The 19,223-nt window shown below is 60.3% G+C and carries 21 protein-coding genes; 13 read left to right on the top strand and 8 right to left on the bottom strand.

The features are described from left to right. The first annotated feature begins 40 nt into the window (after positions 1–40). The 3 genes from GSVR_RS03235 (at position 41) to GSVR_RS03225 (ending at position 4,798) form a co-directional block, all read left to right on the top strand. Complete coding sequence (locus GSVR_RS03235) at positions 41–1,261, top strand: ammonium transporter (protein ID WP_173198192.1); 1,221 nt, start codon at positions 41–43, stop codon at positions 1,259–1,261. A 170-nt stretch (positions 1,262–1,431) separates the two neighbouring features. Beyond that, entirely contained in the window at positions 1,432–4,152 is a 2,721-nt protein-coding gene (locus tag GSVR_RS03230) for a hypothetical protein (RefSeq protein ID WP_239077443.1), read from the top strand. A 4-nt stretch (positions 4,153–4,156) separates the two neighbouring features. Further along, positions 4,157–4,798, top strand: a complete 642-nt coding sequence (locus GSVR_RS03225) for a tetratricopeptide repeat protein (RefSeq protein ID WP_173198194.1) — start codon at positions 4,157–4,159, stop codon at positions 4,796–4,798. A gap of 168 nt (positions 4,799–4,966) precedes the next feature. Here GSVR_RS03225 and GSVR_RS03220 read toward each other — a convergent pair whose 3' ends face one another. From GSVR_RS03220 to GSVR_RS03210, 3 genes are all read right to left on the bottom strand, one after another. Then, positions 4,967–5,293, bottom strand: coding sequence for an AzlD domain-containing protein (locus GSVR_RS03220; protein ID WP_173198196.1), 327 nt, complete (start codon positions 5,291–5,293; stop codon positions 4,967–4,969). Then, positions 5,290–6,024 (bottom strand): AzlC family ABC transporter permease, encoded by a 735-nt coding sequence (locus GSVR_RS03215; RefSeq protein WP_173198198.1) that lies wholly within the window; start codon positions 6,022–6,024, stop codon positions 5,290–5,292. The genes GSVR_RS03220 and GSVR_RS03215 overlap by 4 nt, the downstream gene beginning before the upstream one ends. Positions 6,025–6,158: 134 nt before the next feature. Continuing rightward, positions 6,159–7,490 (bottom strand): hypothetical protein, encoded by a 1,332-nt coding sequence (locus tag GSVR_RS03210; RefSeq protein ID WP_173198200.1) that lies wholly within the window; start codon positions 7,488–7,490, stop codon positions 6,159–6,161. 323 nt (positions 7,491–7,813) lie between these two features. Here GSVR_RS03210 and GSVR_RS03205 point away from each other — a divergent pair, with 323 nt between their 5' ends. The 4 genes from GSVR_RS03205 to GSVR_RS03190 all read left to right on the top strand — a co-directional run bounded on the left by GSVR_RS03205 (position 7,814) and on the right by GSVR_RS03190 (position 10,919). After that, positions 7,814–9,193, top strand: a complete 1,380-nt coding sequence (locus GSVR_RS03205) for an FAD-binding oxidoreductase (protein ID WP_173198202.1) — start codon at positions 7,814–7,816, stop codon at positions 9,191–9,193. Between the two features lie 29 nt (positions 9,194–9,222). After that, positions 9,223–9,495, top strand: a complete 273-nt coding sequence (locus GSVR_RS03200; protein WP_173198204.1) for a hypothetical protein — start codon at positions 9,223–9,225, stop codon at positions 9,493–9,495. 13 nt (positions 9,496–9,508) lie between these two features. After that, entirely contained in the window at positions 9,509–10,096 is a 588-nt protein-coding gene (locus GSVR_RS03195; protein ID WP_173198206.1) for a Maf family nucleotide pyrophosphatase, read from the top strand. A gap of 118 nt (positions 10,097–10,214) precedes the next feature. Continuing rightward, positions 10,215–10,919 carry a YggS family pyridoxal phosphate-dependent enzyme gene (locus tag GSVR_RS03190; protein WP_173198208.1) on the top strand — a complete coding sequence of 235 codons (705 nt, stop codon included), beginning with the start codon at positions 10,215–10,217 and terminating at the stop codon, positions 10,917–10,919. 198 nt (positions 10,920–11,117) lie between these two features. Here GSVR_RS03190 and mqnB read toward each other — a convergent pair whose 3' ends face one another. From mqnB to yihA, 5 genes are all read right to left on the bottom strand, one after another. Further along, a complete protein-coding gene (gene mqnB / locus GSVR_RS03185; protein WP_173198210.1) occupies positions 11,118–11,840 on the bottom strand; it encodes a futalosine hydrolase in 723 nt (240 codons plus the stop codon). Continuing rightward, the gene (locus tag GSVR_RS03180; RefSeq protein ID WP_173198212.1) at positions 11,828–12,514 is read right to left on the bottom strand and encodes a TIGR04282 family arsenosugar biosynthesis glycosyltransferase; all 687 of its coding nucleotides are present in this window, start codon (positions 12,512–12,514) and stop codon (positions 11,828–11,830) included. Before GSVR_RS03180 ends, mqnB begins: the two co-directional genes overlap by 13 nt. A gap of 14 nt (positions 12,515–12,528) precedes the next feature. Next, a complete protein-coding gene (gene folE2, locus GSVR_RS03175) occupies positions 12,529–13,329 on the bottom strand; it encodes a GTP cyclohydrolase FolE2 (RefSeq protein ID WP_173198510.1) in 801 nt (266 codons plus the stop codon). A gap of 62 nt (positions 13,330–13,391) precedes the next feature. Continuing rightward, positions 13,392–13,667 carry an acylphosphatase gene (locus tag GSVR_RS03170; RefSeq protein ID WP_173198214.1) on the bottom strand — a complete coding sequence of 92 codons (276 nt, stop codon included), beginning with the start codon at positions 13,665–13,667 and terminating at the stop codon, positions 13,392–13,394. Next, the gene (yihA, locus tag GSVR_RS03165; RefSeq protein WP_173198216.1) at positions 13,664–14,254 is read right to left on the bottom strand and encodes a ribosome biogenesis GTP-binding protein YihA/YsxC; all 591 of its coding nucleotides are present in this window, start codon (positions 14,252–14,254) and stop codon (positions 13,664–13,666) included. Before yihA ends, GSVR_RS03170 begins: the two co-directional genes overlap by 4 nt. A 278-nt stretch (positions 14,255–14,532) precedes the next feature. On the opposite strand from yihA, the gene nuoH reads away from it, so the two are divergent. The 6 genes from nuoH to nuoK all read left to right on the top strand — a co-directional run bounded on the left by nuoH (position 14,533) and on the right by nuoK (position 19,216). Then, positions 14,533–15,525 carry an NADH-quinone oxidoreductase subunit NuoH gene (nuoH, locus tag GSVR_RS03160; RefSeq protein WP_173198218.1) on the top strand — a complete coding sequence of 331 codons (993 nt, stop codon included), beginning with the start codon at positions 14,533–14,535 and terminating at the stop codon, positions 15,523–15,525. Between the two features lie 49 nt (positions 15,526–15,574). Beyond that, the gene (locus GSVR_RS03155) at positions 15,575–15,985 is read left to right on the top strand and encodes an ankyrin repeat domain-containing protein (RefSeq protein WP_173198219.1); all 411 of its coding nucleotides are present in this window, start codon (positions 15,575–15,577) and stop codon (positions 15,983–15,985) included. Between the two features lie 117 nt (positions 15,986–16,102). Beyond that, the gene (nuoI, locus tag GSVR_RS03150; protein ID WP_173198221.1) at positions 16,103–16,633 is read left to right on the top strand and encodes an NADH-quinone oxidoreductase subunit NuoI; all 531 of its coding nucleotides are present in this window, start codon (positions 16,103–16,105) and stop codon (positions 16,631–16,633) included. Between the two features lie 111 nt (positions 16,634–16,744). Continuing rightward, positions 16,745–18,364, top strand: coding sequence for a methyl-accepting chemotaxis protein (locus GSVR_RS03145; RefSeq protein WP_173198223.1), 1,620 nt, complete (start codon positions 16,745–16,747; stop codon positions 18,362–18,364). A 4-nt stretch (positions 18,365–18,368) separates the two neighbouring features. Continuing rightward, complete coding sequence (locus GSVR_RS03140) at positions 18,369–18,911, top strand: NADH-quinone oxidoreductase subunit J (RefSeq protein WP_173198225.1); 543 nt, start codon at positions 18,369–18,371, stop codon at positions 18,909–18,911. Further along, on the top strand, positions 18,908–19,216 hold the full coding sequence (gene nuoK / locus GSVR_RS03135) for an NADH-quinone oxidoreductase subunit NuoK (RefSeq protein WP_173198226.1): 309 nt from the start codon (positions 18,908–18,910) through the stop codon (positions 19,214–19,216). The genes GSVR_RS03140 and nuoK overlap by 4 nt, the downstream gene beginning before the upstream one ends. The last annotated feature ends 7 nt before the right edge of the window (positions 19,217–19,223 follow it).

The following is a 19,223-nucleotide window of genomic DNA, read 5'->3' as shown; positions in this document are numbered from 1 at the left end:
AGGAGGGCACAATTCACCGATACCAACGGGGGTAGTGTGTATGGAGACCATGTCAACGATGACTGGCCTGAAGAGTAGCGCCGATGTCCTTTTTCTGATGCTCGGGGCGGTAATGGTTTTCGCAATGCATGCCGGCTTCGCCTTTCTCGAGGTAGGGACGGTTCGCAAGAAAAACCAGGTCAATGCCTTTGTCAAGATCCTCACCGATTGGTCCGTATCGACCGTGGCCTATTTCGTGATCGGCTTTCCCATCGCTTATGGCATATCCTTCCTGAAACCTGCCGAAGAACTGCTCGGCAAGACCCAGGGTTACGATCTTGTGCATTATTTCTTCCTGCTGTGCTTCGCGGCCTGCATTCCGGCCATCATTTCCGGCGGCATTGCCGAGCGCGCCAAGTTCTGGCCGCAGGTCATCGCCGGGGCGATCTTTGCCGGCCTCTCCTATCCCCTGTTCGAATCGCTGATCTGGGGCCAGAACTCCTCTTTGCTGCAGGAATTTTTCAAACGTATCGGCGGGGCGGAGTTTCATGACTATGCCGGTTCGGTAGTCGTACACTCCATCGGCGGCTGGATTGCGCTCCCCGCTGTCCTGATCCTCGGGCCGCGCATGGGGCGCTATGTCCGCAGCAAGTCGCATCCGATCCCGATCAGCAACATCCCATTTCTGGCACTCGGTTCCTGGATTCTGGCCGTGGGCTGGTTCGGCTTCAACGTGATGAGCGCCGGCAATCTTGAGAAGATCTCCGGCTTGGTTGCAGTCAATTCCCTGATGGCCATGGTTGGCGGTGTACTGGCCGCATTGGTTGCCGGCAAAAACGATCCGGGCTTCATCCACAACGGCGCACTGGCCGGCCTGATCGCCATCTGTGCCGGCAGTGACATCGTGCATCCCCTGGCGGCTTTTGTAATCGGCTGCATCGCATCGATCATCTTCGTTTACGGCTTCCATTACGAGCAGGAAAAACTCAGGATCGACGACGTTCTGGGAGTCTGGCCGCTGCATGGCGTAATCGGTTCGTGGGGAGGGATTGCGGCCGGCATTTTCGGCCAGAAGGCCTTGGGTGGCATGGGTGGCGTAAGTTTCATCTCCCAGCTGGCAGGAAGCGTTTCGGCCATCGTCTTCGCCCTGCTGAGCGGCTTCATCGTCTACGGCGTACTTTCCAGAACATGCGGCATCAGGTTAAGCCAGGAAGATGAGCATGCCGGGGCCGACCTTTCCATCCACTGCATCGGGGCCTACCCCGAGGATCACGTCCGCTGAGAACCCCCTCCTCCCAAAAGCAGTCCGGAGAAGCACCGGACGTGCTTTTGGGGACCTTTTCTTTCGTTGACATGGGCACGGAGAGGTGCTATTTAGGAGGCATTTTATCCTACCATTAGCCGATCTCCGTGCGCCTTTTTTCAGTGCCGGCCAAGAAGAGGTTCACCGTCGTGATAACATTGAAATTATGCCGCCTCACCCCGATCCGGCTTTTTGTCGCACTGGCACTCATCTCATCGCTTCTGGCTCCGCTGGCCTTCTGCCAGGAAACCGAAGATTCCCAGGCTTTCATTGCAGGCTTCAATGCCTATCAACAGAAGGACTATCCCGCTGCCATCCGGAAAATGAACGAGGTGCTGCAGAAGTACCCCGGAACTCCCCTGCGCGACATGACTCTTTTCTGGTTGTCCCGTGCATACTTCAAAAACGGTAACCAGCAGGACGCCGTCCGCTTCATGGCGCAGTTCAATGCCGAATACCCCGGAAATCCCCTCAAAAACACCGCCGAAGACGAATTGCTCAACCTGACTGCACGCTATGAACGCGGCGAGAAGCTTTCCGCCGTTGCCAAGCCGGCAAAACCGGCAGAAGCCGAACAGGCTGAAAAAGACCGACTGGCCGCCGAACAGGAGCGGATCTCCGCGGCCAAGGCCGAGGAGCAGCACAAAGCTGCCGAGTTGGCTGAGCAGCAGCGCCAGGAAAAGGCAGCCCAGGAAAAGCTCGCCGCCGAAAAAGCCGAACAGGAACGACAGGCCCTGAAGGCACAGGAAGATCGCAAGGCCGCCGAACTGGTCGAGCAGCAGCGCCGGGAAAAGGCGGCCCAGGAGAAACTCGCTGCAGAAAAGGCCGAGCAGGAACGACAGGCCGCCCTGAAAGCCGAGGAAGAGCGCAAGCTTGCCGAGGAGCAGCAACGTCTGGCCCAGGCCAACGCGAAACGGGAGTACGAAGCCGCTCGCAAGGCCGAAGAAGCGCGCGCTGCCGAGGCTGCGCGGCGTGCCGCTGCCAAACACGAGCAGGAAAGACTGGCCGCGGAAAAAGCCGCCAGCGAGGCCGAGGCTGCCAGGGTCGCCGCTGCAAGGAAGGAACAGGAACGCATAGCCGCTGCCAAGGTAGAAGCGGAGCGACAGGCGCAACAGCGCAAGGCCGAAGAGGAACGGCTCGCGCAACAGCGGAAGGCCGAGGCAAAGCGGAAGGAGCAACAGCGGAAAGCCGAGGAACAGCGCCTGGCCAAGCAGCGCGAGGATGAGGAGCGCGCACGCCGGGAAAAGGCAGCCCTGCGCGAAAAAGCGATCGAACAGTACAAATCCATCATCGAAAAGTATCCGGCCAGCAACGCGGCGACCGTTGCCGCCAACAAGCTGAAGGAGCTGGGCATTGCAGTTGCCCTGCCCCCCAAGGCAGTTGCCGAGCCCAAGCCGGTCAAACAGACCGAAAATGCCCAGGTACTCAGGTTGGAAGTGACCCAGTTCGCCGGATTCGAATTCAAGTTGCTGGCCGCTCCGCAGGCTTTCGAGGTTGCCCGCCGCGTCACGGTGCCGTTTGAAATCATCAACCGCGGCAACGGTAACGACAGTTTCATCTTCGAATCGGGGTTCCCGGCCGAGTTCGCAGTGTTTTTCGCCTCATCCGCCGCACCTGAACAGGCCATACCCCAAACTCCCAGTCTGGCCCCCGGTGAAACCTTCAAGGGGCTGGTCAGCCTGATCATTCCCGCCACCAGCATCGATGGCCTGCGCATTACCCATCCGATCAAGGCCGTATCGTCACTGATGCGTGAAGCGACCCAATCCCGTGAAGTCGCCCTGACCGCGGCAGCGCCGCTCCTGAGGGCGGTGCTCAAGGCCGACAGGAGCCAGCCGCTGCCCGGAGAGCGGATCACCTATCGCCTGGCTGCGCTTAACGTCGGCTCAACCGCTGCCCGCAACGTTTCCCTGCATCTGGATTTTCCACCGCAACTGGAGCCGGTCGATTTTGCCGCTGCCGGATTCAGACTCGAATCCAAGGCTGCTCTTACTCTGGATTCGCTGCAGCTGAATTCGGGGGAAAACAGGGAATTCACGATCGCCTTCCGGCTCAAGGATGATTCCCTGGCAGGCCAGGACCTGCTCTGCCATGCCGACTTGATCAACAACCCGCTGAAAACCAGCGCCGCCTTTGTTTCGAATCTGGCCAAAGTCGGAGCGATCCACGGCGTCAAGGTACGTTCCGGCTCGGACAAGATCGTCGTCATCCCCGGCCAGACCGTTACCATGCCGCTGACCGTGACCAACACCGGCAATGTGCGCGAGAAGTTCCGCATCTCCTCGGTCGTTAAAGGCGTCCCGGAGGGGCTCATCTACCACGACCTCAACCGCGACGGCATCAGGCAGGCCAACGAGCCCGTCATCAGCGAGATCGGTCCGCTCGAACCCAAGGAAGAGGCCAGCGTCGTGATGGAAATCAAGACCGCCAACACAACCGCCGACCGCACCGAGGGAAGCGTCCAGGTGGCCTTCAAATCCGAAGGAGACGAGCTGCGTTCCGCTTCGAGCGTAACCGGCGTGATCTACTCGCGGCCGGTGCTGCAACTGGCCCTGTCAAACCGCGACGGCAGGCTCAAGCCGGGTGAAATAACCTCTTTTGACCTTGCCGTAACGAACAACGGCTCCAACCTCGCACGGACCGTCGAGCTGCAGAGCGCCTGGCCCCGGGAGCTGGAACTTGTCGCGGCCGAGCCGGGCAACAGCGCAGCCGGCAACGGCGATGTGATCTGGAAGTTCAAGGAGCTCGGCGCGGGTGAACGACGGAACATCAAGGTTTCCTTCCGCGTCAAACCCGGCACCAGCGTGGGCACCAATATCCAGGTGACCAACGTCCTCTCGTACGAAGATCAATTAGGAAACAGGTACTGACCATATGACCCGACCCGCATGCGGCGTTGCGGCGGCCCTGCTGCTTCTCGGCCTGGCCGCGCACGTTCAGGCTCAGCAACACTACCTCTATACCCCGAAGGCGGTAAACACCGAGGAGAGTGCTCCGCAGCAGGGAGAGGGCGTGCTGGTTCGCGAGGTACCGGTGCACAGGGGGGATACGCTTGCCAAGATATCGAAGAGGTTCAGCGGGCGGGCCTCCTACTATCCCCAGATTCTTCTGTTCAACCGGATTGACAATCCCGACCTGATTTACGCCGGCGATACCCTGAGAGTACCTGTGTCCCCGGGTCGCCCTTCCGAACCGAAGAGGGAAGCTGTGCAACCCGCTCCGGAGGCCGCCGGACCGACCGTCCCTGCGGTCGGCAAGACACGGCCGTCAAAGAAAACGAAGCACAAGCACCGCCAGGCGCACAGAAAGGCTGGTACCGCACCGCAGCCGAAAGCGGCTACCGCCGAAGCGGCCGGAGCGAAACTGTACGAACGTGCCATGACGGCCTATCGCCAAGATGACTGCCGCGCCGCGCTGGAATTGTTCGACCGCTTCCTGGCCGGGAATCCCTCCTCCCCCCTGGCTGCCGACGCCAGCCTCTACAAGGCCGAGTGCTACCTGAAACAGTCCAGATAGAGCAATCACGCCACGGCAGGTTGCTTTCCAGTTCAATATTTTCACCCCAAAATACAAACGGGACCCGCAGTCATGCAGGTCCCGTTTTTCTTCGCCTTTTCCACTCGCCCCGCAATGCTCAGCGAATGCGAAATTCAGGCGGCCACGCCATCCTTCCTGTCATCCTGCTCAAGCCATGGCCAGCGTCAGTCCCCAGTAAGAGAGCATGCCAACCAGGACGGTTCCGGCAAGGGAGCGGGTCTTCAGAGCACAGAGCAGGGTCGGCAGAGCAGCCAGCAGCTCGATCTTGCCGAATGCCTGTGAACGGGGGGCTGCGTGGGCGAAGAGCGTCGGAGCCAGAAGAGCGCTGAGAATGGCCGGGGGAATCAGCTCGAGCCATTCAGCCAACCAGGCCGGAAGCTTCTGGCGAGAGAGGATTGCCAGCGGCAGCATGCGCGGCAGGTAGGTGACCATACCCATGGCCAGCACCAGGATGAAAAAGTCACGGTTGCTCACGATATCCCCCGCCTGCGCCGCATGATGCGCTTGATCCAGAAACCGGCGGTTGCCGCCATGCAGGAGGCCACGATCACATAGGCATTGCCCGGCAGCCAGAGATATGCCGCAATCGAGCAGACAGCGGCGAGCACGGCTGTTACTGCAAATATGGCACCGCGCAGCTGGAATACCAGCAGACAGATGAACATGCCGGTCAAAGCGTAGTCGATCCCCATGCCGCCGGAGGGTATGAACTGACCGGCATAAGCGTCGATGACGGTGCTAACGATCCAGGTGGCATTGGTGATATGATTGAGCGCCAGGGCGCTGCGCTGGTCCCACTCCCCGCTGTTGAAACGGGCCATGTTGACCGCAAAGCTCTCATCAGTGACGCCATAGGCGAACAGCGCCAGAAAACGGCGGGAAGCCCGGGGAAAGTGCACTGCCAGGGCGGAGCTCATCAGCAGGTGCCGCAGGTTGACCATGAAGGTGGTGGTGACGATCGCCGCTGCAGCGGTTCCCGACGAAATCATGGCGACCGCGATGAACTGGGAGCCGCCGGCAAATACGATTACCGACATGAGTGCCACCTGCCAGGGGTGCAGCCCCCCTTTCTGGGCCAGAACGCCGAACGAAAGGCCAATGGGGATGAAACCGAGGCAGATCGGCCAGGCTGCGGCCAAGCCTGCCCGCAGCTCACCGGTACCGGCCTGAGAGCTGCAGAAACTTTTTTTGGACGTTTCGATCATGGCAGGCATAGTTCCATAATTTGCAGGTCTACGCAGGGGAGCCGCTCTCATACGTTTCCCCTGTGGGCATCAAAGAAAAAAGGGGATGGCTGGATGCACACCCCCTCTTCGCTCCGTATGCCGTATTGCCCAGGTTACTGCCAGGTCACCACAAAAGCCCGCAGCAGCCCCCCCTGCGTGTCGCGGTAAAACACGGCCTTCAGATTTTCCGCCAACCGTCCCCGCTGTATCTCATAGCCATCCTTTTTCTCGGAAGACTCCACGACAAAGGAGGGCGCCTTTGTCAGCTGGCTGAAAACCGTTTTCATGTACGATTCCGGCAACCCCTGGCCACCACGGTCTATGATCTGGATGGCTTTGACAGAGTTTCCTTCCCGATAAACCTTGAACTCCGTAACCTGACCTTTATAGCGCTCCCAGCCCGGATTCGCGGAACCATAAGCCTTATCCAGCCCCGCACGCGGGATGAAGGCCGGCAATTCGGACAGCCGCGGGGGCTTGGGCGATGCGGACGGCGCCTGTCCGGCGTTCTCGGCAATGGCCGACATCACGGCCCGGTCACTGAGACGGGCATCGGGCTCACCCGCTTTTGGCGGAGTGGAGGGGATCGGCGGGGGGGATACGGCTGGTGCAGTGGCGGTGACAGCGACGCCGTTCCGGGATTCCGGGTGCTGCAGCACGGTGACGACTATCACGGCTGCCACGATCGGCACGAACCACAGCAGGAACGTCTTCACCCTGGAGCGCGGTCGCTCCGCGATTTCTATGTCCGCCTCTTCATGGCTCCAGGTGAGAAGCGGAGGAGAGGAGCGGGGGGGCTCCACAGCCGGCTCGGGGGGATTCATGCTGCTGACCGCACTGTCGAAGGAGCTGGTAAACTCCGAATAGACGGAAAGCGGGGGACGCCGGGAGTAAACGATTCCCTGCTCCTCCAGGGACGCTTCGGCAGGGGTGCCGTCCGGGGGAGCAACCGGGGAGACAGCCTCAGACGGCTGTTCAACAGCGACAGAGGAGGCGGCCTCTTCCGCAGGCATGACTTCTCTCCCGGAGGGGACTTCCGCATTATCCCCCTTCTGGGGGGCAGAACCGCCTTTCCTGCCCTTGGCTCCCAGATCGGCCACCAGCGCTTGAACCTCCTGGAACAGAAGATTGTCGTCACGCGAGATGTCGACAAAGCCGTGGTAAAGCCTGCGAACGTCTTCACCGGTCTGGTCTTCGGAACTGAGCAGCACAAAGCGGGTCCGGCGCCGGCCGAGCTGTTTCTTGAGATGCATCAACAGAATTTCGGCCGACAAACCCGACAGATATGCCTGGACAAACACCACGGCAGGCTTGGCAGCCAAAAGTTCCTCAGCGCCGCTTTCCAGGCTGGTAGCCACGCGCAACCGCACATCGCGCTCGTCGGAAAACAGGGAAAAGATCTTCCTGAGGCGAGGTACATCCGTAATCAACAACAGATCGGTCACTGCAGCTCCTCCGTTTGGTAATCGGCATATTGTAAGCCATGGATTCATCGTTATCAACTGGATTGTTCAGGACAAAAATACCGAGTCAGAGCCGGAATGCGTGACGCATGCCGGTAAGGAGGCGCCTCGAAGCTGTTGCAGCGAACGTCAGAGCGGGCTGCGCCACCATCTGGTTGTTTCTCACGGCAGAGCATCACGCGCAAATGCTGTTGCGCACATCAGAGACAATCATGTATTCTGTCAGTTTCATAAAATGGCAAACAGCGGTGAAAACGGCGCATGATCCGGCAGGCGTGCCGTATCCCCTCACGGGAGGAGCTCCAATGCTCAAACCAGGCATCATCGAAGAACTTGCAGCAATTGTCGGAAGCGGTAATATCTCAACTGAGCGGCAGGACCTGCTGTGCTATTCCTATGACGCAACCCAGATGGAATACCTGCCTGCTGCCGTCGTGCATCCCGCAAACGCCGAAGAGGTCGCGGCGGTTGTTCGCCTTGCAAACCGTGAGGGATTTCCGGTTTTCCCGCGCGGAGCCGGCAGCGGTTTTTCGGGGGGAGCCCTGCCCAAGGCGGGGGGCATCGTCCTGGTCACCACGCGACTCAACCGCATCCTGCGGATCGATACCGAAAACCTGATCGCCGAAGTTGAACCAGGAGTGGTCACGGAACAGTTCCAGCAGGCGGTCGAAAAGCTGGGGCTCTTCTATCCCCCCGATCCTGCTTCGCTGAAGTTCTCCACCCTGGGGGGCAATGTGGCCGAAAACGCCGGCGGTCCGCGGGCAGTCAAGTACGGTTGCACCAAGGACTTCGTGATGGGACTGGAGGTGGTGCTGCCGACCGGCGCCATCATCCGCACCGGGGGTGAAACCTACAAGGGAGTGGTCGGATACGATCTCACCAAGCTGCTCTGCGGCAGCGAGGGGACCCTCGGTATTATCACCAGGATCATTTTCAAACTGCTCCCCTATCCTGATGCAAAGAAAACCATGCTGACGATCTTCGATTCGATCGATGGCGCCGCCAAGGCGGTTTCAGCCATTATCGGAAGCAAGATCATCCCCACCACGCTGGAGTTCATGGATTACCCCACGCTGCAGTGCGTGGAGCGGCGCTTCAACCTGGGAATTCCGCCGGAAGGACGCGCCGTACTGCTGATCGAGGTGGATGGCGATCGGGATCTGATCGAAAAACAGGCCACGCAGATTCACGACATCATCAAACCGCTGGGGCTGGTGCAGTTCCGTGCCGCCCGTGACGCGGCCGAGTCGGAACAGCTGTGGAAGGTGCGGCGCCTGGTATCCCCCTCCCTCAGGGACGTGAACCCGGACAAGTACAACGAGGACATCGTCGTGCCGCGCAGCCGGGTACCGGACGTGATCCGGCTGATCGAACAGATCCGGCAACGCTACGACATACCGATCGTCAATTTCGGCCATGCCGGCGACGGCAACATCCATGTCAACATCATGGTGGACAAATCGGTGCCGGGCATGGAGGAAAAGGCCCACGAGGCGATCCGCGAGGTTTTCCAGGCCGCATTGGGACTGGGGGGAACCATGTCCGGAGAGCACGGCGTGGGGCTGTCGAAGGCGCCGTTCATCGAGCTGGAACTGACCCCGGATCAGATCGCCGCCATGAAGGCGATCAAGCATGCCCTGGATCCCAACAACATTCTCAATCCCGGCAAGATGTTTCCCTGGTAGCCACCACGCCCGTACTACAAAGGATTCTTATGGACAACGACAAGCAGCGCCAGGAAGTATCTCTCATAGGCCGCTTATTTTCGATGGAGGCTTTGCTCCTGCTGATGGGGCTGGTTTCCCTGGTGTACGGCCTGGTCCAGAATGTCATGATCAACGTCTTCTGGGGCCTGGTCATCATTCCCGGGGTCTTCATCCTGTCCAAGGTGCGTAAAAAGGACTGGAAAAAGCACTGGGAAGAGCTGGAGGCCGAACAGAAAGCCCGCCAGCGGCGCCAGGACGCCAAAAGACCGCCCCATGAGTGATTCGGAGTCTGAAATGAGCAGTCCCCCGCATACCCCCATCGTCCTTGCCTCCGCATCGCCCCGACGGACTGAGCTGATGGCCCTGGCAGGCATCACCTGCAACGTTGTGCCGGCCGATATCTGCGAAGATGCGATGCCGGGAGAGCAGGCCGGCGAATACGCTATCCGCCTCTCGCGCGAAAAGGCCGAAGCGGTCGCCGAGACGGCTCCGGGGCGCTTTTTCATCGGCGCCGATACCGTGGTGGTTCTGAACGGCACGATCATGGGCAAACCGGCCGACGAACAGCAGGCCCGCGAGATGCTTTCGGCTCTGTCCGGCACGAGCCATGAGGTGATCACGGGTATCACCGTGCTCGACCGGGAATCATCCGTCTGCCTCAGCCGCTCGGTCCGCACGGAAGTATCTTTCAAGGCCCTTACCGACCGGGAGATCAGCGATTACATCGCCACCGGCTGCCCCATGGACAAGGCCGGCGCCTATGCCATCCAGGGGGGGGCGGTGCATTTCGTCCGTTCTATAAACGGTTCCTACACCAACGTTGTCGGGCTGCCGATGACGGAACTTTACGAACTGCTTCAGACCATTCAGGCCCTACCGTAATACGTGCATCCGGCACCGCTGAGGCAGCGCCAAAACCGCCGTTGACCGCTGCGGTTCTCCGTTGTGTTGCCTTTATGGCATGATTGGCTGTGGATAGTTCCGAAACAAGGAGAGACTCATGTCGATTGCCGAGCGGCTGGCCGAGGTACGGGAGGAAATACGCGCCGCTGCCGTGAAGGCAGGGAGAGATCCGGACGGGGTGCGGCTGGTGGCGGTTTCCAAGACGCGGCCGACCGAGGAGGTGCGCCAGTGTTTCCAGGCGGGCCAGTTGGTCTTCGGCGAGAACTACGTCCAGGAATTGCAGGCCAAGGCGGCCGGGCTGAGCGAGCCGGTGGAATGGCATTTCATCGGCCACCTGCAGAGCAACAAGGTCAAGTACATTGCCGGGATCGTCGGCATGATCCATTCGGTCGACCGCCTCTCCCTGGCGCAGGAAATCAGCCGCCAATGGGGCAGGCTCGGCAAAAGCTGCGATCTGCTGGTGCAGGTGAATGTTTCGGGGGAGGCGACCAAGTCGGGCGCTACCGCAGAAGAGGCGCGCCGGTTGGTACAGGAGATCGCGCTGCTGCCCAATCTCCGCGTCAGGGGCCTGATGACCATGCCCCCCTTCTTTGACGATCCGACTGCGGCTCGCCCCTACTTCGCCGAACTGAGGCGTCTGTCGGAACGGATCGCCGCCGCGGGAATCCCGGGAGTCGAGATGAGGGAACTCTCCATGGGCATGTCAGGGGATTTCGAGGCTGCCATTCAGGAAGGGGCCACCTTGGTGAGGATCGGTACCGCCATCTTCGGGACCAGGGACCGGGGACCAGGGGCCGGTTAAATCAAAGGCATTATCTGTTTTGGAATTATAAAGCTGTTGAAAAACAGCCATCTCGCCGCCGTCCTCATCAGCCACCTTGTGACTTCGGCCTGCGGCCTCACTCTCCGGGCGCCTCCGCGGGGCTTCTTGCGGGTGCGACGATCTACCGATTTTTGAACTGGGAATTTTAACAACCTGTTACCGGTCCCTGGCCCCCGATCACCAATCCCTGTTTTCCAGATACTTCAGCACGAAACGCTGCGCCTCCTCCACTGCCCTCGCTATATCCCAAGCCGCCATGTTCCGCTCTTCCACCAGATTGCTGATGCCCCTGATTTCCAGGCAGTCGATGCCGTACCGCAGACAGGTCAGGGCAATGGCAGCCCCCTCCATGTTCTCGCACAGGGCTCCGAACCGGCCGGCCAGTACCTCCGCCTGAGCCTCTGAGCCGCTGCAGGTCGAAACAGTCACGAAACCGCCGCATGCCAGGGAAATTCCGCAGCGGTCGGCCAGCTGCCGAGCCCGCTCCACCGCCTGCGACGAAAGCGGAATCTCGTTGTAGTAGCGCCGTTCACCCTGCACCAGCGACGGCAGTTTCATGCCGAGCAGATCCAGCCACCCCGCCGAGGTGATCACCCCTTCGTCCCCTAGAAACTCGCTGGCAGCCACTGCCAGGGCTCCGATCCCCAATCCGCTGCCGGTATAGGCCCCTGCACAGCCGACATTGATCACCAGCTGAGGCTGACGCCGTTCGATCATGGCGGCGCAGGCGGCTGCAGCGTTGATTTTGCCGACTCCTGCCACGCAGATCGCGACCGGCAAGCCGCCGATCAGCCCTTCCACATGAGGAAAGGCCCGAGCGCCGACACGTGACGGCCTGCTCAGGGCCTGCTCCAGCAGGGCCGCCTCCTGGCGAACGGCAGTGATAATCAGAACCGACATGCTTGACCTGCCTGTACGATGAAATCCGACCCAAGCAGCATCCGCCCCGTGCGGCAGGCGACGGCGTCCGGCGACTGGGCCAGGCGTTCCAGATCCGCGGCTGTGTCGATGTCGTACCACGTGGGGAGCAACACTGCCCGCAGCCCCTGTTTCCGGGCTCGCTCCAGGCTGACCTCCAGCACTTGGGGACCACCCCAGGAAATACCTTCGAAGAGTTCCGGCCAGAGGCGGCTCATGCCCAGCAGGTAGTAGCCGCCGTCTTCGCTGGGTCCGAAGACCACATCGGCCCGGCCCTGTTCCAGGACATCAAAGGCCTGGCGCACGTAATCCGCCGGCAGGTCCGGCGAATCGCTGCCAATGATGCAGCAGAGCTCGCTGCCGTCGGCAAAGGTGCGTTCAAAGGCATCGGACATGCGCTCCCCCAGGCAGGCCCCCTGCTGCCGTGCGGAGCCCATGCCCGAAAATTCGGGGCAGGAAACATCAGGGTTTTCCAGCGCCCAGAACACCACCGGCCTGACATCCTCCAGTGAAGCGGCCAGTGCAACGACATCAGCCAGCATTTCGGCATACAGGTCCGCAGCGGCCTGCTCGCCCACCTGCCGGGCCAGCCGCGTCTTGACCCTGCCCGGGACCGGTTCGCGGGCAAAGATGATCAGTCCTTTGTTTGTATCCATCTCGGGAACGTACATCAGACCTGGTGGGAGGGATGCTGGCCGGGCAGCCTTCTGTCCAGTTCAACGGCGGCATAGGCCGAATGGTTGTGTATCGATTCGAAATTCTCGGTCTCCACCGAAAACCAGATGATATTCTCTTCGGCCGCCAAGCGGGACCAGGCCTCACGCACCATGTCCTCCACGAAGCGTGGATTTTCGTAGGCGTGCTCGGTGACGTACTTTTCATCCTCGCGCTTGAGCAGCGCAAAGAGCGGACTGCTGCCGCACTGCTCGATCAGCTCCACCAAGTCCTCTATCCAGATGAACTCGCGATAGCGCACCCGTACGGTCATGACGCTGCGCTGGTTGTGCGCGCCGAAACGCGACAGCTCCTTGCTGCAGGGGCAGAGCGAGGTGAGCGGCACCTTGATCCCCAGAACGAAGTCCAGGGTATCGGTCATCGAGGCGCTGAACTCGCAGGTATATTCCATCAGGCTCCTGGCCCCCGACACCGGTGCCGTCTTGTCGATGAAGTAGGGAAACTGGATCTCCAGGTGTGCGCTGTCAGATCCCAGCTTGGCCTTCATTTCGTGCAGGATCGTCTCCAGCTTGTCCAGGGCGATCTGCTCCCGGTGCCGGTTGAGAATCTCCACGAAGCGGCTCATGTGAGTCCCCTTGAAATGGTGGGGCAGGTCGACGTACATGTTGACCCGTGCCACGGTATGCTGCAGGGAATGGTTCTTGTCCATCACCACGATCGGGTAGCTGATGTCCTTTACACCGACCTTGGCGATCGGTATCCGGCGATGGTCGGGGCGTTTCTGCATGTCCGGCATGGGGTGCGCCGGAGAAGGTGTCATGCGGGTATGAGGCATGGAAAATCCTTTGTCGGGTTGAATCAATGTTCGGTGCGGAATGTCTCGAAACTGCCGCTATAGGCCCCGGGGCAAACGTCGACACTCTCGACCCGAGCCGCCGGCGGGCCGTTGCGGCACCATTCCACCAGGGCCTGGACAGCGGCTTCATCCCCCTCGAACAACCCTTGCACCGTACCGTCGGGCATGTTGCGGACCCAGCCGGTCACCCCCAGTTGCAGGGCCTGCCGACAGGTGTAATGACGAAAGGCGACCCCTTGCACCAGCCCGTGAACGGTTACGCCCATCCTGATCTTCATGCCTGGACCTCCAGCAACCGCACGATCTCCTGCCAGACCTGATCGCGCCCATCCCGGGACAGCGCCGAAAAAAGCAGCATCATGCCCTTGTCCCGCTGAATGGCGGCTGCGATCAAACCGGTCTGCCGGGCGCGCTCCACCTTCGACAGCTTATCGCACTTGGTCAGGACGAGAATCGGCGGAATATTGTAGTTTTCCAGCCAGCGCAGCATCTGCAGATCGCCGTCGGAGGGTATCCGGCGGATATCCAGGATCAGAACCACCGCCTTCAGGTTTTCCCGTTTGGCCAGGTACGTTTCGATCATCGGCCCCCACTGCTTGCGTACCTCGGGCGGAGCCTTGGCATAGCCGTAACCGGGCAGGTCGACCAGGGTCAGAAGGCCGTTCACATTAAAAAAATTGATCAGCTGGGTCCGACCGGGGGTGGAACTGGTACGGACGAGCGCCTTGCGGTTGGCAAGCACATTGATCAGGGAAGATTTCCCGACATTGGAGCGGCCGACAAAGGCCACTTCAGGCAGCGTAGCGGGGGGAAAATCGCGGGGTTTCACCGCGCTTTTGATGAATTCGGTCTGTTTTACGTCCATGCAACTCCTCCGAGCGTTGCATTATAGTGTGCGGTACTACACCGACACAAGCGCTTATTTCCCCGACGCCTGTCTGCCGGCCCCCGGCGAGGCGCGGCGAGGCGCCGGACATTGTGATAATCGGGTTTTTGACTATACTGGAGATAAGGTAACGCCGGCCATTCGCAGTCCACAACAGGCTTTCCAGACAGAAATTAGCCTGTGGTGTTTAATGTACGTTTATGTTATATGAGAGTGCGTACTTTCCGCCTCTCTCGACATGCCCGCGACAGGTTCAGATGACGGCATCTTCTGTGGACATAGTGATCTTCGCAGTAAAACTCGGGATGGTCTTCTTCGTCATCCTGACCCTGGCCGCCTACCTGGTGTTCGCCGAACGGCGCATTCTGGCATGGATCCAGGATCGCAAGGGCCCCAACCGCGTCGGGCCGTTCGGATTGCTGCAGCCACTGGCAGACCTGATCAAACTCCTGACAAAGGAAGACTTTCTCCCCGATTCGGCCGACAAGTGGCTGTTCTATCTTGCGCCGGCCATGGCCGCTATCCCCGCCATCATGATCTTTGCCGTAATTCCCTTTGGGGCACCGCTGGACATTGTCGGACGCCAGGTACCGCTCCTGATCTCCGACCTCAACGTGGGACTGCTGTTCTTCCTGGCACTCTCCTCCATCGCCGTCTACGGGGTCGCCATCGGCGGCTGGGCTTCCAACTCGAAATACTCCTTGCTGGGGGGTATCCGCGGGCTGGCGCAGTTGATCTCGTACGAGCTCTCCATGGGGCTGTCCCTGGTGCCGGTGGTCATGCTCTCCCGCTCCTTCAGCCTGACTGACATAGTAGCCGCGCAGCAGGGCATGCCGTTCATCGTCTACCAGCCACTGGCCTTTATCATCTTTCTTATCAGCATCACGGCCGAATGCAAGCGCATCCCCTTTGACCTGCCCGAAGCCGAGGGGGAACTTGTGGCCGGCTTCCACACCGAATATTCCGGCATGAGATTCGGCCTGTTCTTCGTGGGAGAATACATCAACATCATCGTCCTGGGAGGACTGGCAGCCACCTTTTTCCTCGGCGGCTGGCACGGTCCGTTTCTGGCGCCGGTGATCTGGTTTTCGCTCAAAACTCTGGCCTTTGCCTTTTTCTTTATCTGGGTGCGTGGCACATTGCCGCGTTTGCGCTACGACCAGCTGATGCACCTGGGCTGGAAGGTGCTGACGCCCCTGGCACTGCTGAACATTCTGGTAACCGGATGGTGGTTGATGTTGCGATCATGACATTACGGACATAGCGTCCGACTTCACATGCCCAAGGGAGGAGACTCACATGGAAAGCGTAAATGCCAAGGACCGTAACGGACACACCCCGCTGATCGCTGCCGCTCGTGAGGGGCAAAAGGACTTTGTGCTGGACCTGCTCCATCGTGGGGCAGATCTTACCTCCACCAGTACCAAGGGCAAGACCGCGCTGCATTATGCCGCCGCCAACGGACACACCGAGGTCGCCCGCATGCTGCTCGACAAGGGTGCCGATGTAAATGCCCGAGACAGTGCCGGACACACTCCTCTGATGCTGGCTGCCATCTACGGCTGCAACAGGACCATTCAGACCCTGCTCGACGGCGGTGCGCGGCCTGATATCAAAACCAACGTAGGCACGACTGCTGCCCAGTACGCCGAGAACAACAGCCACCCTCTGGCTGCTGCGCTGCTGAAAAAAGCGGGACGGACACAATAACGGAGCAAAATTTCACGACGAGACAAACGGATGCGAACCGTGGCTGAATCGAAAACAGTCCGATAGGAGTCACGGCACTGTTTCCGGCATCCTCGCCGCTCAGTTTGGAACCGCATAATGACCATTTCTTCTGACATACGCGCCATTCTGGGGGGGCTGGGAGTCACCCTGCGCCACATGCTGCGCAAACCGGTGACAATCCAGTATCCTGAACAGAAAAGGACCCCCCCTCCACGCTTCCGTGCCCGGATCGTGCTGACCCGCGATCCTGACGGCGGTGAGCGTTGCGTGGCCTGCTACCTCTGTTCGGCCGCCTGCCCGGTGGACTGTATTTCGATGCAATCGGCGGAACAGGAGAATGGTCGGCGCTACGCCGAATGGTTCAGGATCAATTTTTCGCGCTGCATCTTCTGCGGGCTGTGCGCCGAGGCCTGTCCCACCCTGGCTATCCAGATGTCGCCGGACTATGAGATCTGCTCGCGCGACATCATGTCGCTCGTCGCGGAAAAGGAGGACCTGCTGATCAACGGCTGCGGCAAGGATGCCTCCTATAATTTTTATCGCCATGCCGGCATCAATGTAACCCAGCCGCGGGGAAAAGGGCTGGAGGAAACGCCGCCGGTAGATGTCAGGACACTCATGCCATGACGCTTTTCCCGTGCGGCCTGATCAGAGCCGGCCGATCGTCATGCCGGTTCGCACCGTCGGCTGTCGATCTGAACAATGAGCGGATGTCGTGTCGAGTCAAGGAGGATTGAGATGAACAGGTTCAGCATCGGGAGCCGGCTTCTGGTTGGCTTTTCCATCGTAACCATACTGCTGCTGGCGGTAATCGGGGCAGGGGTCAGCAGTCTCTCCAAGAGTGAAGACCAGCTCGGAAATGTCAAGCGCATCACCATGCTGAGCAGCAATGTCGCCAGGGTGCAGGCCTACCTCAAGACAATCGACGAATCCATCAAGGGGCTGATCCTGCACGAGGAGCAGTCGGACAAGGACAAGCAGCTGGCCGCCATCGAGGGGCTCAAGTCGAAATATCGCGAGGCGCTCGACATTGTCGACAAGAACACCAAGACTCCTGAAGGCAAGAAGCTGATAACCGAGCTGAAAGAGGCTGTCGGCGCGGAGGATGCAGTCAATCAGAAAATGATCGCCGCCGCAGTGGCGGGCGACAGCGCCACCTTCAGACAGCTTATGAACGGCGAGGGGGACAAGGCGGTTGCACGCGTATCAAAAGGGGCCGAGGCGCTGTTGACGTTTTACGAGAAGCGGGTGGGCGTGCGCGTGGACGATGCCGTCGGCAGCTCACAGACAGCCACCCGCATCATGTATGCCTTCGGCCTGGCAGCGCTGATCCTGAGCGTCCTGACGGCAATTGTCATCACTCGCGGCATTACCGGACCTCTCCATGAATGCGTGAACGTTGCCGACCGGATCGCGGACGGCGATCTGACCGTTTCGGTCGCGGCCGATCAGGGACGTTCCGAAACATCGCACCTCATGCGCACTATGAACAATATGATCGTCAGGATGCGCGGCGCCATGGAAAGGGTCTCCCAGGCCTCCGGCGCCGTCTCGTCGGCAGCCGTCAAACTGCACGCCGCATCGCAAAACATGGTGAACGGCACCTCGGAAGTGGCGTCCCAGGCATCGACGGTGGCCACCTCCGGCGAGGAGATGGCATCCACCTCCCTGGACATCGCCGGCAGTTGCAATGCCGCGGCCGAAAGTTCCCGTCATGCCAATGATCTCGCCACCAGCGGCGCACACATCGTTCAGAGCACTGTGGACGGCATGGAGCGCATTGCCGAGCGGGTGCGCGCCACCGCCCGCAACGTGGAAAGCCTCGGTGCCCGTTCCGATCAGATCGGCGCCATCATCAGCACCATCGAGGATATTGCCGATCAGACAAATCTGCTGGCACTGAATGCGGCCATTGAAGCAGCCCGGGCCGGTGAGCAGGGGCGCGGCTTCGCCGTCGTAGCCGACGAGGTGCGCGCCTTGGCGGAGCGCACCACCCGTGCCACCCGCGAGATCGGGGAGATGATCAAGGCCATCCAGACCGAGACCAGGCAGGCGGTCATCTCCATGGAAGAGGGCGTCAACGAGGTGGAACACGGCACGGAAGGCGCGTCGCGTTCGGGAGGCGCCCTGCAGGAGATCCTGAGCCAGATCAACGACGTAACCGGACAGATCAACCAGATCGCCACGGCCGCCGAGGAGCAGAGTTCGACCAGCCGCGACATCAGCAACAACATGCACCAGATCACCGAGATCATTCAGGAAACCGCCAAGGGAACGCATGAGACCGCCCAGGCCTCCGACCAACTGTCGCGGCTTGCCACCGATCTCGAATCTCTGGTGAGACAGTTCAGGCTGTAATTGAATGGAACAGAGCATCTTCTACATACTGGCCGCCCTGGCGCTGATCGGCACTCTCCTGGCAGTCTTCGAGAAACACCCGGTGCATGCCATCCTCTACCTGGTAACATCGCTGTTCGCGGTGGCGGTAATCTTCTATCTGCTGATGGCTCCGCTGGTAGCGGCCTTCGAGGTGATCCTGTACGCCGGTGCCATCATGGTTTTGTTTCTCTTCGTGATCATGATGCTCGATCTGGGGCATCCCGAAAAGGGGCTCGCGCCACAGCGGTACGAATGGCTGCCGGCCCTGGTACTGGTGTCCATCAGCATTGCGGCACTGGTGATCGTGATCTCGCGTCAGGCTGCATCGCCGGTTCCTTCGCTGCAGGCGCTGCCGCTCCGCCAGATTGCCGCACGCCTGTTCCAGGAACACGGTCTGGCGGTCGAGCTGGTATCGATGCAGCTGCTGTTCGCATTGGTGGGGGCGCTGTATCTGGGAAAACGGCGTGAACCCTCGCTCCCTGCTCCAGAAGGTGGCCGAAAGCCTGAGGGGGAGGATTCTCCATGATCGTGCCGCTTCAGCATATCCTGATACTGGCTGCCCTGCTGTTCTTCATCGGCATGGGAGGGCTGCTGGCTTGGCGCGCCAACCTGATCATGATGCTTGTCTGCATCGAGATCATGCTGAATGCCGTGATGCTGGTCTTCGTGGGAGGGAGCGCCCACTGGGGCAATGCCGACGGACAGCTGTTCGCCTTCTTCATCATGGCCCTGACCTCCAGTGAAGTGTCATTGGCCCTGGCCCTGGTGGTCTATCTGCACCGCAGGAAGAGAACGGTCAATACCGATGACTTCAGCGAGATGAAAGGGTAAAGAACCT

It is taken from the genome of Geobacter sp. SVR (assembly GCF_016865365.1).
GTDB lineage: Bacteria > Desulfobacterota > Desulfuromonadia > Geobacterales > Pseudopelobacteraceae > Pelotalea.
Note: the sequence above shows the minus strand (reverse complement) of the source record. Positions and strands in the feature narration are given on the sequence as shown.